Genomic DNA, 14,419 nt, shown 5'->3' on the forward strand with positions numbered 1-14,419 from the left:
CCCTTCAAGCGGCGAGCGGTCAACGTAACACTTGAGGCACCGCACAAGGGAGTTGGAATTTCATGGACGTACTGGTCATCGGCGGGAACCGCTATTTCGGAAAGCGGCTCGTCACGCTTCTCGGGAATTCCGGGCACCGGGTCACGGTGCTCAACCGGGGTTCTTCCGGAACACCGGAGGGAGCGGAACTCCTCGTCGCCGACCGCGACGACGAGGCGTCCTTGCGTTCCGCTCTCACGGGCCGTTTCTTCGACGTCGTCCTGGACCAGGTCTGCTACACACCGCGCCAGGCGGAGATCGCCCGGCGGGTCTTCGCCACCCGGACCCGCCGCTACGTGATGACCTCGACGGTGGAGGTGTACGAGTACGAGGACTCGGCGGTTCCGGTCACCGAGGACGTGCTCGACCTGCGCGCGGTCGCGGTGGACACGCGGCTGCCCTGGGAGGACCCGGAGTTCCGGGACGCGCACTACGGGGAGGGGAAGCGGCAGGCGGAGGCGGTCTTCGCGGACGGGACGGCGTTCGCCTGGGCCTCGGTGCGGGTGGCCCACGTGCTGGGCGGGGCGGACGACTTCACCGGCCGGCTCGATCACTACGTGCGGCGCGTGCGGGCCGGGGAGCCGATCGCCGTCCCGGTGGTGAACCACCCGGCGACCTATGTGCACGTGGAGGAGATCGCCGCGTTCCTCGCCTGGGCGGCGGAGGCGGAATTCACCGGCCCGGTGAACGCGCATTCCCACGGCCCCCTCACCACCGCCGACCTCTGCGCGGAGATCGAGCGCCGGGTGGGCGGCCGGACCGTCTTCCAGGAGGTGGAGGTCGGCGAGGTCTCGCCGTTCTCCTTCGCCCGCTCCTACGCCATGGACAACTCCCGGGCCACGGCCCTCGGTTATGCCTTCTCGCATTCCTCCGACTGGCTCCCCCAGGCCGTTTCCGAGACCGTCGGGGGGATCCGCTGATGCGTCACCGCATGCTGGGGGACGTCCGGGTCGGGGCCGTCGGCCTCGGCACCATGCCGCTCTCCATCGAGGGCCGGCCCGACGAGGCGCGGGCCTTCGCCACCGTCCACGCGGCCCTGGACGCGGGCGTCACGCTCCTCGACACCGCCGACTCCTACCACCCGCCGGGCGGCGACCCCGGCGAGGGCGAGGTGCTCGTGGCCCGCGCCCTCGCCGCGTACGGCGGGAACACCGACGACGTCCTGGTCGCCACGAAGGGCGGCCGGGGCCGCACGGACGACGGCGGCTGGACGGTCGACGGCCGGCCCGGGCACCTGCGGCGGGCGGCTCAGGCCTCGGCCCGGCGCCTGGGCGGCGGGGCGATCGGCCTCTACCAGCTGCACAAACCGGACCCGGCCGTACCGTACGCGGAATCGCTCGGCGCGATCCGGGAGCTGCTGGACGCCGGCACCGTCCGGCTCGCCGGGATCTCGAACGTGGACACCGGACAGATCCTGCTCGCCCGGGAGATCCTCGGCGACCGGCTGGTCTCCGTGCAGAACCGCTACTCCCCCGCCGTCCGGGACAGCGAGCCCGAGCTGCGGCTCTGCGCCGAACTCGGCCTGGCGTTCCTGCCGTGGAGCCCGCTGGGCGGCATCTCGCGCAGCTCTCTGGACGGCGCCTCGGCCCAGGGGGAGGACCCGGCGTTCGGGGCCTTCCACCGGGTGGCCCGGGCCCGGGGGGTGAGCCCGCAGCGGGTGGCGCTGGCCTGGCACCTGTCCCGCTCCGCGACGGTCCTGCCGATCCCGGGCGCCGGCCGCCCGGAGAGCGCCCGCGACTCGGCGGGCGCGGCGGCCCTGGTGCTGTCGGCGGAGGAGCTGAGCGCCCTGGAGGACTCGCTGCCGGTGGGGTGAGGGCGTACGGGCGAGGGGTGTGCCGGGCGGTGGGCGAGGGCCCCGAGCCGTGGGCGTACGGCCGCGGCGCCCGGCGTCGCACCAGGAAGCCGGGCGGGCCGTCCTCCCGGGCCCGGATCCGGCTCAAGGCCCGGGAACGGGAGGACGGCGGGCACGGCCCGGCGGGTCAGACGCCCGCGCGGGCCCGCTCCTCGCCCTCCTCGGCCGCCCGGTCCGCGGCCGGCGCCGGGGCGTGGTCGTCGACGAGGGTCTTCTCGTCGAAGGGGGCACGGCCGGCCAGCACCTCGGCCACCCGCTCCTTGTCGATCTCCTTCGTCCAGGTGCCGACCAGCACCGTGGCGACCGCGTTGCCCGCGAAGTTGGTGAGGGCGCGGGCCTCGCTCATGAAGCGGTCGATGCCGACGATCAGGCCCACGCCGTCCACGAGCTCGGGCCGGTGCGACTGGAGGCCGCCCGCGAGGGTGGCGAGCCCGGCGCCGGTGACACCGGCCGCGCCCTTCGACGCGATGATCATGAAGACGAGGAGGGAGATCTGCTCGCCGACGGAGAGCGGGTCCCCCATGGCCTCGGCGACGAAGAGGGAGGCCATGGTCAGGTAGATCGCGGTGCCGTCGAGGTTGAAGGAGTAGCCGGTCGGCACGGTGATGCCGACGACCGGCTTGCTGACGCCCAGGTGTTCCATCTTCGCGATGAGGCGGGGCAGCGCCGACTCGGACGAGGAGGTGGAGAGGATCAGCAGGAACTCGCGGCCCAGGTACTTCAGGAGCGTCCAGATGTTGATCCCGGCGACCAGCCTGAGCAGCGCGCCGAGCACCACGAAGACGAAGAGGCCGCAGGTCAGGTAGAAGCCGATCATGATCACGGCGAGGGACTTGAGGGCGTCGAGACCGGTCGCGCCGACCACGGCCGCGATCGCGCCGAAGGCACCCACCGGGGCCGCCCACATGATCATGCCGAGGATGCGGAAGACGAGCCGCTGGATGTGCCCGATGCCGCGCAGCACCGGCTCGCCGCTCTCGCCCATGGCCTGGAGCGCGAAGCCGGCGAGCAGGGCGACGAGCAGGGTCTGGAGGACCTCGCCCTCGGTGAACGCCGACACGAGGGTGGTGGGGATGATCCCGAGGAGGAAGTCGGCCGTGGACTCGCTCGCGCCCTCCGCCTGCTTGGCGCCGGCCTCGGCCAGCTCCTTGGTCAGGTGGAGGCCGGAGCCGGGCTCCAGGAGGTTGCCGACGACCAGGCCGATCGCGAGGGCGACGGTCGACATGACGAGGAAGTAGCCGAGGGCGAGGCCGCCCACGGCGCCGACCTTCGCCGCCTTCCGGACCGAGCCGACCCCGAGCACGATGGTGCAGAAGATGATCGGGGAGATCATCATCTTGATCAGGTTGACGAAGCCGGTGCCCAGTGGCTTCAGCTCCACGGCGACGCCCGGCGCCAGGAAGCCGACCGCGATGCCGAGCAGGACGGCGCCGATGACGGCCAGATACAGATAGTGGGTACGGTCCCGTCGTGCGGCCACGGGCTCCTCCTCGTGCTGATGGGTGTCCACGTCCCGGTGGATCCCCGCGACTATCCACCAGCCTGTGACCCGGGTCACGCTTACGTACGTTTCGTTCACGGCCGGACCGTCTCCGGGGAAGAGAACGATTCGGGAACGCGGGGCGGTGGCGCGAATCCGTGCGTGCAGACTGGACCGCATGCGTTTCCCCCTCCCCCGTCCGCGCAGCCTCGCCGGCCAGCTGTTCGCCATGCAGGTCGTGCTGGTGGCCGCCGTGGTGGCGGGGTGCGCGGTCTTCGCGTACGTCACCGACCGGGCGCAGGCCGAGGAGACCGCGCGCCGCCAGTCGACGGCGACCGCCACGGCCGTCGCCCACTCCCCCTCCGTGCTCGCCGCCGTGCGCTCCACCGACCCGTCGGCGGCGCTCCAGCCGTACACGGAGGCGCTGCGGCGGGGGGCCGGGGTCACGTTCGTGGTGGTGATGGCGCCGGACGGCACCCGCTGGACCCACCCGGAACCGGCCGAGATAGGCCGCACGTACCGCGGGCACATCGAGGCGGCGGTGCGCGGCGAGACCTTCTCCGAGACCCACCTGGGCGTGCTCGGCCCGTCCGTCCGCACGGTGGCGCCGGTGCCTGACGAGCGCGGCCGGGTCGTCGCCCTGGTCAGCGCGGGCATCACGATCGACCGGATCAGCGAACAGGTACGGGAGCAGGTGACCGCCCTCCTCGGCATGGCGGGCGCGGCCCTCGCGCTCGGCGGGGCCGGCACGTACGTGATCAACGCCCGGCTGCGCCGGCACACCCACGGCATGAACGCGACCGAGCTGAGCCGGATGCACGACTACCACGAGGCCGCGCTGCACGCGGTGCGCGAGGGTCTGGTGATGCTCGACGGGCAGCGGCGGATCGCGCTGATCAACGACGGGGCGCGGGAGTTGCTCGGGCTCGACGGGAAGGTCGTCGGCCGCCCGGCCGTGGACCTCGGTCTGCCGGCCCCGCTGACGGGGGCGCTGCTCTCCTCCGAGCCCCGGGTCGACGAGACGCACCTGACCGACGAGCGGGTCCTCGTCGTCAACACCCGTCCGGTGGTGGGCGGGGAGCGCCGCGGCACGGTGGTGACGCTGCGGGACCGGACCGAACTCCAGGCGCTCTCCGGCGAGCTGGACTCGGAGCGGGGCTTCACCGAGGCGCTGCGCTCACAGGCGCACGAGGCGGCGAACCGGCTCCACACGGTCGTGTCGCTCGTCGAACTGGGCCGCGTGGAGGAGGCGGTGGAGTTCGCGACGGCGGAGCTGGAGCTGGCGCAGGCCCTCACGGACCGGGTCGTGGACGCGGTCGGCGAACCGGTCCTGGCCGCGCTGCTGCTCGGCAAGGCGGCGCAGGCGAACGAGCGGGGCGTGGAGCTGGTGCTCACCGAGGACAGCCGCATCGACGACGGGGTGGTGCCGGCGGCGCTGCCCGCCCGGGACCTGGTCACCGTCCTCGGCAACCTCGTCGACAACGCGGTGGAGGCGGTGAGCGGCACCCCGCAGGCCCGGGTCACCGTCACGGTCGCCGCCCGCGCGGGCGAGGGCGAACTGCTGCTCCGCGTCACCGACAACGGGCCCGGTGTCCGGCCGGCCGACCGGGACGCCGTCCTCGGCCGCGGCTGGTCCACCCGGGGCCCCGGGCGCGGCCTCGGCCTCGCCCTGGTCGCCCAGGCCGTCAGCCGCGCCCACGGCACCCTCGCCCTCACCTCCCCACCCGGCGGCGGCGCGCGCTTCACGGTGCGCCTGCCCCTGCCGGAGGGCGGGGCGGGGACGGCCAACGCCCCGGCGGGGGGTGCCCCGGCGGAGCCGGCGGGCCCGGCACCCGGCTTCGTCCCGGACTCCGCCCCCGCCGTCGTTCCGGCGGGTCGCGCCGGGGTGACCGGCAGCGGGGAGGGGCGCGCGTGAGTACCGGCCCCGCTCCCCTCCGGGTGCTCGTCGTCGAGGACGACCCCGTCGCCGCCGACGCGCACGCCCTGTACGCCGGACGCGTGGCGGGCTTCGAGGTCGTCGGGGTGGCCCACTCGCGGGCCGCCGCCGTCCGGCTGCTCGAGCGGCGGCAGGTGGACCTGATCCTGCTCGACCTGTACCTGCCCGACGGGCACGGGCTCGGGCTGCTCCGGGCCCTGCGCGCGGCCGGGTACTCCGCCGACGTCATCGCCGTCACCTCGGCGCGCGACCTGGCGATCGTCCGCGAGGGCGTGTCGCTGGGCGTCGTCCAGTACGTCCTGAAGCCCTTCACCTTCGCCACGCTCCGGGACCGTCTCGGGCGGTACGCCGAGTTCCGCGCGGCCGCCGGTGAGGCCTCCGGGCAGGACGAGGTGGACCGGGCCCTCGCCACCCTCCGCGCCCCGCACCCGGCTGCCCTGCCGAAGGGGCTGAGCGCCCCCACCCTGGAGGCGGTGACCCGTACGCTCCGGGAAGCGCCGGACGGGCTCACCGCCGCGGAGGCCGGGGCCGCCGTCGGCATCTCGCGGATCACCGCCCGCCGCTATCTGGAGCACCTGGTGGCCCAGGGCCGGGCGGGGCGGGCCCCGCAGTACGGGCAGATCGGCCGCCCGGAACTGCAGTACCGGTGGTTCGGCTCGGGGGGCCGCGGTTACTGATCGGTTCCCATGTTCCTACGACCTGCCATGTCGGATGAACACACCGTAGCCAGCCGTCACCCTCCGCACCTACCGTGGCCGGGTGCACCAACCCTCCCCACCCTTCAACGCCCCGGCCGCGCGACGACTGCGCGAGGGCCTCGGCATGACCCACGGCCACGTCGCGTACGGGCTGCGCGCCCAGTACGGCATGTTCGTCACCCCCGACGCGGTCGCCGCCTGGGAACGCGGCCGGCTCGCCCCCACCGAACAGGAGCTGACCGCCCTCGCCGGCGTCCTGTGGTGTTCCCCCGCCGATCTGATCGCCGCCGCCACCACCCTCCGTGAGCACCGGATGGCCCGTGGCCTGTCCGCCGAGGAGCTCGCGCGGCGCGTGGGCGTACCCGACCAGGCGTACCGGCGCATGGAGGACGAGGGCCGCTGGCGCGGCACCGAGCGGCAGACCGCCGCCCTCGCGGAGTGCCTCGGGCTCGGTCCGCGGGCGCTGATCACCGCGACCGGCGGCGACGAACGGCTCGCCGCGCTGCTGCGGGACGCCGCCACCACCCGGTGGCAGGCGTACGTGAAACCGGCGGTGAAGATGCTGCCGCTGTCCAAGGCCGTCGTGGAGTCCGCTCTCCAGCGGCTGCACGCCGAGTACCACGCGCGGATGGCGGCCACCAGCAGCTGGGGCGCCTCCGGGGCGACCGGCGACGCGGGCCGCGCCTACCTGGAGGAGATCAACGAGCACTTCTGGGCGGCCGTCGGCGCGTAAGGGCGGGGCGGCTTCGTCGGCCCGCCCGTCAGCGGCGGTCGAAGGCGAACAGCTGACCCGCGGCGCCGGGGGCGCACGGCGCCTGGGCCAGCCTCGCCCCGGCGGCGGTGCGGTCGCCGACGACGGTGACGCAGCTGCCGGGCGTCGCCGAGCCGGCCGGCACGATGCGGTGGCCCCGTACCGGGCTCCCGTACGGCTCCAGGGTGAAGCTCTCCACCCGGCTCGGGTCGCCGCACTCGGAGTCCTCGAACGCGGCGTCCGGTATCCGGCCGCCCGAGGGGATGCCGGAACAGCCGATGCCCAGGTCGGCGTGGTCCGAGACGATCCGCCACCGTCCGCCGCCCAGATCCTTCAGCGAGTAGCGCGGCACCTCCACCTCCGCGCAGGGCAGCTGGTGGATCTGGCCGCTGCGCGTACCGCGCCGCTCCCCCAGACAGAGGTCCGGGCCGACCACCCGGATGGTCACGTCACCGGCGGCGGGTGCGGGACCGGGCCCCGACCGGGGCGGATGGGCGCCGCCGCCGTCCCGTACGAACGTGATCACGCTGAGGGCGGCGAGCACCAGCCCGGCGAGGGCGACGGCTCCGACGAGCACCCGGGCCATCCGGGCGCGGGCCGGCGCCGCCCCCTCCCCGGTCCCGCCGCTCTCCCCTGTCTTCACGGCCGCCCCGGCCTCGCCGGTCTCAGGGGTCGGACCCTCCCGGGCCTCGGAGGTCCCGGAGTCCTCCCGGGCCCCGGGGGCGTCGGCGGCCGGCGGCTCCTGGGGCCGGGGCTCGTACACCCCGCGTACCGCCAGCTCCTTCCGTACCGCCACCCAGTCCTCCAGGGCGCCGGACGGCGCTCCGCAGGCGCGGACGAAGACCGTGAGGAGCTCCTCGCGGGGCAGGGTGGCGCGGGCCAGCATGTTGGCGACCGTGGAGCGGGGCAGCACGTCCCCGCGCTCCCCGGCCCGGGCGGACAGCTCACGGTAGGTGAGACCGGACCAGTCCTTGAGCGCCTGGAGCCGGGCGAGGAACTCGGTGGTGCTGCGTGCCTCCCGCGGGTCGGGAGCCCGTTCCCCCGAGGTCATGCGCCTCTCCCCCTTCCGCCGGACAGGGTTGGGACATGTCCGGGACAAGCCCCAAGCCTTGTTGATCGGGGGCGCGGGCTCAAGAGTGGAATCAGGTGTTTCCGGCCGGCCCGGAAGTGCCGTCCGGAAAGCGGAGTGGCCCCGACCGTCCACGGGGGTACGGTCGGGGCCACTCGACGCGGAGGTACCGGAGGGCCGGCGGGCTCGGGGCGCCGGGGCGCACGGGGTCTCCGCCGCGGGGCCGTCCGTCAGAAGACCGACTCGGCCTCGCGCATGCGGTCCTCGGGGACCGTCTTCAGGCGGGTCACGGCCTCCGCCAGCGGCACCATCACCACGTCCGTGCCGCGCAGGGCCGTCATCCTGCCGAAGTCGCCGCGGTGCGCGGCCTCCACCGCGTGCCAGCCGAAGCGGGTCGCGAGGACGCGGTCGTACGGCGTGGGCGTGCCGCCGCGCTGCACGTGACCGAGGATGACCGGCCGGGCCTCCTTGCCGAGGCGCTTCTCCAGTTCGACGGCGAGGCGGTTGCCGATGCCCTGGAAGCGCTCGTGGCCGTACTGGTCGATCTCGCCCTTCTGGTAGTCCATCGAGCCCTCGACCGGGTGGGCGCCCTCGGCGACGCAGATGACGGCGAACTTCTTGCCGCGCGCGAAGCGTTCCTCGACCATCTTGACGAGGTCGTCGACCTCGAAGGGGCGCTCCGGGAGGCAGATGCCGTGGGCGCCGCCGGCCATGCCGGACTCCAGCGCGATCCAGCCGGCGTGGCGGCCCATCACCTCGACGACCATCACGCGCTGGTGGGACTCGGCGGTGGTCTTGAGGCGGTCCATGGCCTCGGTGGCGACGCCGACGGCGGTGTCGAAGCCGAAGGTGCGGTCGGTGGAGGAGATGTCGTTGTCGATGGTCTTCGGGACGCCGACGACGGGCATGCCGGCGTCGGACAGCATCCGGGCGGCGGTCAGGGTGCCCTCGCCGCCGATCGGGATGAGGACGTCGATGCCGTAGGTGCGGGCCAGGTCGGGTGCGGACTCGGCGGCCTCGCGGAGCCGGTTGCGCTCCAAGCGGGCGGAGCCGAGGATCGTGCCGCCGCGGGCGAGGATGCCGCTGACCGCGTTGAGGTCGAGGGGCCGGTAGTGGCCGTCGAGGAGCCCCTTGAACCCGTCCTCGAAGCCGATGACCTCGTCGCCGTGGCCGGTCAGCGCCCGGTGCACGACCGACCGGATCACTGCGTTCAGGCCGGGGCAGTCGCCGCCTGCGGTGAGAACTCCGATGCGCATCGTGCTGTGTCTCCTGCTCGGTCGCGGTCCTTTGAGCCATCGCAATTCTCACACGCCGGGCCTGACGGCCGCTTTCGGCGCGTCGGCGCGCGCCCCCCGCCGCCGCCCTCGTGGCGCCCCCGCCGCGTCCCCGTCGCGGCCCCCTCACCCTTCCGTGGCGGGGGCGCGAAGGCCTGGTGGCCCGGGGTTCAGGACCTTTCGTCCGGCGGGCGTCGTACCGAGCTGCGGGGGTATTGTCAAGGGGGTAATGCCGCCCTATCGGTGTGTTCTGCGCACCGGAGATTGACCCAGGGGACGAGCCCCGTACCGCAGGACTGGACAGGAGACCACGGCGTGACGCGCAGCGTGTACGTGACCGGGATCGACCGCGGTGACGGCCGCCAGGTCGTCGAGCTGGGAGTCATGGAGCTCCTCACCCGCCAGGTGGACCGGGTGGGGGTGTTCCGGCCGCTCGTGCACGACGGACCCGACCGCCTGTTCGAGCTGCTGCGGGCGCGCTACCGGCTCTCCCAGGACCCCGCGACCGTCTACGGCATGGACTACCACGAGGCCTCCGCGCTCCAGGCCGAGCGGGGCACCGACGAACTGGTCTCCCGTCTCGTCGACCGCTTCCACGCGGTGGCCCGCGACTACGAGGTCGTCCTCGTCCTCGGTACGGACTTCGCGGCCACCCAGCTCCCCGACGAGCTGGCGCTCAACGCCCGCCTGGCCAACGAGTTCGGCGCCTCGGTCATCCCCGTGGTGGGCGGCAAGGGCCAGCCGGCCGAGTCCGTACGGGCCGAGGCGCGCAACGCCTTCCGGGCGTACGACGGCCTCGGCTGCGACGTGCTCGCGATGGTCGTCAACCGGGTGGCGGCCGAGGACCGGGAGGCCCTCGCCGAGCGGCTCGGCACCCGGTTGCCCGTCCCCTGTTACGTCCTGCCGGACGAGCCCGCGCTCGCCGCGCCCACCGTCGCCCAGATCACCCACGCGCTCGGCGCCACCGTCGTCCTCGGCGACGACGCGGGACTCGCCCGGGACGCCCTGGACTTCGTCTTCGGCGGCGCGATGCTGCCGAACTTCCTGAACGCCCTGACCCCGGGTTGCCTCGTGGTGACCCCCGGGGACCGGGCCGACCTGGTCGTCGGCGCGCTCGCCGCCCACTCGGCCGGCACCCCGCCCATCGCCGGCGTGCTGCTCACGCTCAACGAGCGGCCGAGCGAGGAGATCCTGACCCTGGCGGCCCGGCTCGCGCCGGGCACGCCGGTCATCTCCGTGCCCGGCAACAGTTTTCCGACCGCCGCCGAGCTCTTCGCGCTCGAGGGCAAGCTGAACGCGGCCACCCCGCGCAAGGCGGAGACCGCGCTCGGCCTGTTCGAGCGCCACGTGGACACCGCCGACCTGCTCAAGCGGGTCTCGGTGGCCCGCAGCGGCCGCGTCACCCCGATGATGTTCGAGCACGAGCTGCTGGAGCAGGCGCGCGCCGACCGCCGCCGGGTGGTGCTCCCCGAGGGGACCGAGGAGCGGGTGCTGCGCGCCGCCGACGTCCTCATCCGCCGGGACGTCTGCGACCTGACGCTGCTCGGTGACGTGGAGACCATCCGCAGGAAGGCCGCCGACCTGAGCGTGAACCTGGGCGACACGCAGCTGATCGACCCGCAGACCTCGGAGCTGCGGGACGCGTTCGCCGAGAAGTACGCGGCGCTGCGCGCCCACAAGGGCGTGAGTGTGGAGCTCGCGTACGACGTCGTCTCGGACGTGAACTACTTCGGCACGCTCATGGTGCAGGAGGGGCTGGCCGACGGCATGGTCTCCGGCTCCGTGCATTCCACGGCGGCGACCATCCGGCCCGCCTTCGAGATCATCAAGACGAAGCCGGACGCGTCGATCGTCTCCTCCGTCTTCTTCATGTGCCTCGCCGACAAGGTGCTGGTGTACGGCGACTGCGCGGTCAACCCCGACCCGGACGCGGAGCAGCTCGCCGACATCGCCGTCCAGTCGGCGGCGACCGCGGCCCGCTTCGGCGTGGAGCCGAGGATCGCCATGCTGTCCTACTCGACGGGCACCTCCGGCTCGGGCGCCGACGTCGACAAGGTGCGGGAGGCGACCAAGCTGGTCCGGGAGTCCCGGCCGGACCTGCGGATCGAGGGCCCGATCCAGTACGACGCGGCGGTCGAGCCGTCCGTCGCCGCGACCAAGCTGCCGGAGTCGGAGGTGGCGGGACAGGCGACCGTGCTGATCTTCCCGGACCTGAACACCGGCAACAACACGTACAAGGCGGTGCAGCGGTCGGCCGGCGCCGTGGCCGTGGGCCCGGTCCTGCAGGGTCTGCGCAAGCCGGTGAACGACCTCTCGCGCGGCGCGCTCGTCAGCGACATCGTGAACACCGTCGCCATCACGGCGATCCAGTCCCAGGCTCCCGCCGCGTCCGCCCCGTCCGTGTCCTCCGTCCAGGGTCAGGAGCTTCCCGCATGACCGCCCCCACCCCCGCCGCGTCCCCCTCCCCCGCCGGTTCCGCCGCGGATTCCTCCCCCGCCTCTTCCCCCTCTTCCTCCGCTTCCTCCTCCGCGTCCGCTCCCTCGCGGGTCCTCGTCCTCAACTCCGGCTCCTCGTCGGTGAAGTACCAGCTGCTCGACATGGAGGACGGCGCGCGGCTCGCGGCCGGCCTGGTGGAGCGCATCGGCGAGGAGACCTCGCGGCTCGCGCACACCCCGCTGCGGGAGGGCGGCGAGCGGCGTGAGCGGACCGGTCCGATCGCCGACCACGCGGCCGCGCTCAAGGCGGTCGCCGAGGAGCTGGCGGCGGACGGGCTCGGCCTGGACTCCCCCGAGCTGGCGGCGATCGGCCACCGGGTGGTGCACGGCGGGCTGCGGTTCACCGAGCCGACGGTCATCGACGACGCGGTGCTCGCCGAGATCGAGCGTCTGGTGCCGGTGGCGCCGCTGCACAACCCGGCGAACCTGGTCGGCATCCGTACGGCGCGGGACCTGCGCCCCGACCTGCCGCAGGTGGCGGTCTTCGACACCGCCTTCCACACGACGATGCCGGAGTCGGCGGCCCGGTATGCGATCGACGTCGAGACGGCGGACGCGCACCGCATCCGGCGGTACGGCTTCCACGGCACCTCGCACGCGTACGTCTCGCGGGAGACGGCCCGCCTGCTCGGCAAGGCGCCGGAGGAGGTGAACGTGATCGTGCTGCACCTGGGCAACGGCGCGTCCGCGTCCGCCGTGCGCGGCGGCCGGTGCGTCGACACCTCCATGGGCCTGACCCCGCTGGAGGGCCTGGTCATGGGGACCCGCTCGGGCGACATCGACCCGGCGGTCACCTTCCACCTGAAGCGGGTGGCCGGCATGTCCGAGGACGAGGTCGACGTCCTCCTCAACAAGCGGTCCGGGCTGCTCGGCCTCTGCGGCGACAACGACATGCGGGAGATCCGCCGCCGGGTCGAGGAGGGCGACGAGCGGGCGGCGCTCGCGTTCGACATCTACATCCACCGCCTGAAGAAGTACATCGGCGCCTACTACGCGGTGCTCGGCCGGGTGGACGCGGTGGTGTTCACGGCGGGGGTCGGTGAGAACGCGGCCGCGGTACGGGAGGCTGCCGTCGCGGGCCTGGAGGAGCTGGGGCTCGCGGTGGACGCGGACCTCAACGCCGTGCGCTCCGGCGGGGCGCGGATCATCTCGCCGGAGTACGCGCGGGTGGCGGTCGCCGTGGTGCCGACGGACGAGGAGCTGGAGATCGCCCGGCAGACCTTCGCTCTGGTGGCGCCCGCGCCGTAGAAGTGAACGCCTGAGCGGGATCGCGCCCATTTGTACTTTCCGCCAGTCGGAATATTCCGCAGTGAAACAAACCGATAGGATCCGCCTCATGCGCCGTTCCAAAATCGTCTGCACGCTGGGCCCCGCCGTCGACTCGTATGAGCAGCTGAAGGCTCTCATCGAGGCCGGCATGAACGTGGCCCGCTTCAACATGAGCCACGGAACCCAGGCAGAGCACCAGGAGCGGTACGACCGCCTCCGCAGGGCGGTGGCCGACACCGGCCGCGCCGTCGGTGTGCTCGCCGACCTCCAGGGCCCCAAGATCCGTCTGGAGACCTTCGCGGAGGGTCCGGTCGAGCTGGTGCGCGGTGACGAGTTCACCATCACCACCGAGGACGTCCCGGGCGACAAGTCCATCTGCGGAACCACCTACAAGGGCCTGCCCGGGGACGTCTCCAAGGGCGACCAGGTCCTGATCAACGACGGCAACGTTGAACTGCGGGTCGTCGAGGTCGAGGGCCCCCGGGTCAGGACGATCGTGGTCGAGGGCGGTGTCATCTCCGACCACAAGGGCATCAACCTGCCCGGCGCGGCGGTCAACGTCCCGGCCCTCTCCGAGAAGGACGTCGAGGACCTCCGCTTCGCGCTGCGCATGGGCTGCGACATGGTCGCGCTCTCCTTCGTCCGCAACGCCGACGACGTCAAGGACGTCCACAAGGTGATGGACGAGGAGGGCCGCCGGGTCCCCGTCATCGCCAAGGTGGAGAAGCCGCAGGCCGTCGAGAACATGGTGGACGTCGTCGCCGCCTTCGACGCGGTCATGGTGGCCCGTGGTGACCTCGCCGTGGAGTACCCGCTGGAGCGCGTCCCGATGGTGCAGAAGCGCCTGGTCGAGATGTGCCGCCGCAACGCCAAGCCGGTCATCGTCGCCACCCAGATGATGGAGTCGATGATCACCAACTCGCGGCCGACCCGCGCCGAGGCGAGCGACGTCGCCAACGCGATCCTGGACGGCGCGGACGCGGTCATGCTCTCGGCCGAGTCCTCGGTCGGCGCGTACCCGATCGAGACCGTCAAGACGATGTCGAAGATCGTCGCGGCGGCCGAGGAGGAGCTGCTCTCCAAGGGCCTCCAGCCCCTGGTCCCCGGCAAGAAGCCCCGCACCCAGGGCGGCTCCGTCGCCCGCGCGGCCTGCGAGATCGCGGACTTCCTGGACGGCAAGGCCCTGGTCGCCTTCACCAAGTCCGGTGACACGGCCCGCCGCCTGTCCCGCTACCGCGCCGCCCAGCCGATCCTCGCCTTCACGACGGACGAGTCGACCCGCAACCAGCTCACCCTGAGCTGGGGCGTCGAGTCCTTCCTCGCCCCCTTCGTGGAGACCACCGACGCGATGGTCGACCACGTCGACGCCGAGCTCCTGAAGCTCCAGCGCTACAACGAGGGCGACCTGATGGTCATCACCGCCGGCTCCCCGCCCGGCGTCCCGGGCACCACCAACATGGTCCGCGTCCACCACCTGGGCGGCGGCAAGCGCGACTGACGCCCGCGAGGCCGGACAGCGGTGGGCCGCACCCCTTCGTGGGGGGTGCGGCCCACCG

General features: G+C 73.4%; 11 protein-coding genes. 8 read left to right on the forward strand and 3 right to left on the reverse strand.

Translation table 11 applies throughout. From position 1 onward, the window contains the following. The first annotated feature begins 62 nt into the window (after nucleotides 1–62). The gene (locus ACFY60_RS01300; protein ID WP_388607765.1) at nucleotides 63–959 is read left to right on the forward strand and encodes an NAD-dependent epimerase/dehydratase family protein; all 897 of its coding nucleotides are present in this window, start codon (nucleotides 63–65) and stop codon (nucleotides 957–959) included. Next, on the forward strand, nucleotides 959–1,852 hold the full coding sequence (locus tag ACFY60_RS01305) for an aldo/keto reductase (RefSeq protein ID WP_388607763.1): 894 nt from the start codon (nucleotides 959–961) through the stop codon (nucleotides 1,850–1,852). The genes ACFY60_RS01300 and ACFY60_RS01305 overlap by 1 nt, the downstream gene beginning before the upstream one ends. A gap of 166 nt (nucleotides 1,853–2,018) precedes the next feature. Here the strand turns inward: ACFY60_RS01305 and ACFY60_RS01310 are convergent, their stop codons facing one another. Next, complete coding sequence (locus tag ACFY60_RS01310; RefSeq protein WP_388608167.1) at nucleotides 2,019–3,371, reverse strand: cation:dicarboxylate symporter family transporter; 1,353 nt, start codon at nucleotides 3,369–3,371, stop codon at nucleotides 2,019–2,021. A gap of 178 nt (nucleotides 3,372–3,549) precedes the next feature. Between ACFY60_RS01310 and ACFY60_RS01315 the strand changes: the two genes are divergently transcribed. From ACFY60_RS01315 to ACFY60_RS01325, 3 genes are all read left to right on the forward strand, one after another. Then, nucleotides 3,550–5,286, forward strand: coding sequence for an ATP-binding protein (locus tag ACFY60_RS01315; protein WP_388607761.1), 1,737 nt, complete (start codon nucleotides 3,550–3,552; stop codon nucleotides 5,284–5,286). Continuing rightward, the gene (locus tag ACFY60_RS01320) at nucleotides 5,283–5,984 is read left to right on the forward strand and encodes a response regulator (RefSeq protein ID WP_388607760.1); all 702 of its coding nucleotides are present in this window, start codon (nucleotides 5,283–5,285) and stop codon (nucleotides 5,982–5,984) included. The genes ACFY60_RS01315 and ACFY60_RS01320 overlap by 4 nt, the downstream gene beginning before the upstream one ends. A gap of 145 nt (nucleotides 5,985–6,129) precedes the next feature. Next, complete coding sequence (locus ACFY60_RS01325; protein ID WP_388608164.1) at nucleotides 6,130–6,738, forward strand: helix-turn-helix domain-containing protein; 609 nt, start codon at nucleotides 6,130–6,132, stop codon at nucleotides 6,736–6,738. 28 nt (nucleotides 6,739–6,766) lie between these two features. On the opposite strand, the gene ACFY60_RS01330 is transcribed toward ACFY60_RS01325, so the two are convergent. Further along, nucleotides 6,767–7,807 carry an RICIN domain-containing protein gene (locus ACFY60_RS01330; protein WP_388607758.1) on the reverse strand — a complete coding sequence of 347 codons (1,041 nt, stop codon included), beginning with the start codon at nucleotides 7,805–7,807 and terminating at the stop codon, nucleotides 6,767–6,769. Nucleotides 7,808–8,055: 248 nt separating this feature from the next. Beyond that, nucleotides 8,056–9,081, reverse strand: coding sequence for an ATP-dependent 6-phosphofructokinase (locus tag ACFY60_RS01335; RefSeq protein WP_388607757.1), 1,026 nt, complete (start codon nucleotides 9,079–9,081; stop codon nucleotides 8,056–8,058). A 333-nt stretch (nucleotides 9,082–9,414) separates the two neighbouring features. Here ACFY60_RS01335 and pta point away from each other — a divergent pair, with 333 nt between their 5' ends. From pta to pyk, 3 genes are all read left to right on the forward strand, one after another. Then, nucleotides 9,415–11,535 (forward strand): phosphate acetyltransferase, encoded by a 2,121-nt coding sequence (gene pta, locus ACFY60_RS01340; protein ID WP_388607754.1) that lies wholly within the window; start codon nucleotides 9,415–9,417, stop codon nucleotides 11,533–11,535. Then, a complete protein-coding gene (locus ACFY60_RS01345) occupies nucleotides 11,532–12,842 on the forward strand; it encodes an acetate kinase (protein WP_388607751.1) in 1,311 nt (436 codons plus the stop codon). The genes pta and ACFY60_RS01345 overlap by 4 nt, the downstream gene beginning before the upstream one ends. An 88-nt stretch (nucleotides 12,843–12,930) precedes the next feature. Next, on the forward strand, nucleotides 12,931–14,361 hold the full coding sequence (gene pyk, locus ACFY60_RS01350; RefSeq protein WP_388607749.1) for a pyruvate kinase: 1,431 nt from the start codon (nucleotides 12,931–12,933) through the stop codon (nucleotides 14,359–14,361). Nucleotides 14,362–14,419: the final 58 nt, after the last annotated feature.

Origin of the sequence: Streptomyces sp. NPDC012827 (assembly GCF_042900905.1) — a bacterium.
Lineage (GTDB): Bacteria > Actinomycetota > Actinomycetes > Streptomycetales > Streptomycetaceae > Streptomyces > Streptomyces gulbargensis.

What these genes read in the sequence shown, in the direction of transcription:
- ACFY60_RS01300 (WP_388607765.1), top strand. Translation starts at nt 63, where the DNA reads ATGGACGTACTGGTCATCGGCGGGAACCGCTATTTCGGAAAGCGGCTC.
- ACFY60_RS01305 (WP_388607763.1), top strand. Translation starts at nt 959, where the DNA reads ATGCGTCACCGCATGCTGGGGGACGTCCGGGTCGGGGCCGTCGGCCTC.
- ACFY60_RS01315 (WP_388607761.1), top strand. Translation starts at nt 3,550, where the DNA reads ATGCGTTTCCCCCTCCCCCGTCCGCGCAGCCTCGCCGGCCAGCTGTTC.
- ACFY60_RS01325 (WP_388608164.1), top strand. Translation starts at nt 6,130, where the DNA reads ATGACCCACGGCCACGTCGCGTACGGGCTGCGCGCCCAGTACGGCATG.
- ACFY60_RS01330 (WP_388607758.1), bottom strand. Translation starts at nt 7,807, where the DNA reads ATGACCTCGGGGGAACGGGCTCCCGACCCGCGGGAGGCACGCAGCACC.
- ACFY60_RS01335 (WP_388607757.1), bottom strand. Translation starts at nt 9,081, where the DNA reads ATGCGCATCGGAGTTCTCACCGCAGGCGGCGACTGCCCCGGCCTGAAC.
- ACFY60_RS01345 (WP_388607751.1), top strand. Translation starts at nt 11,532, where the DNA reads ATGACCGCCCCCACCCCCGCCGCGTCCCCCTCCCCCGCCGGTTCCGCC.
- pyk (WP_388607749.1), top strand. Translation starts at nt 12,931, where the DNA reads ATGCGCCGTTCCAAAATCGTCTGCACGCTGGGCCCCGCCGTCGACTCG.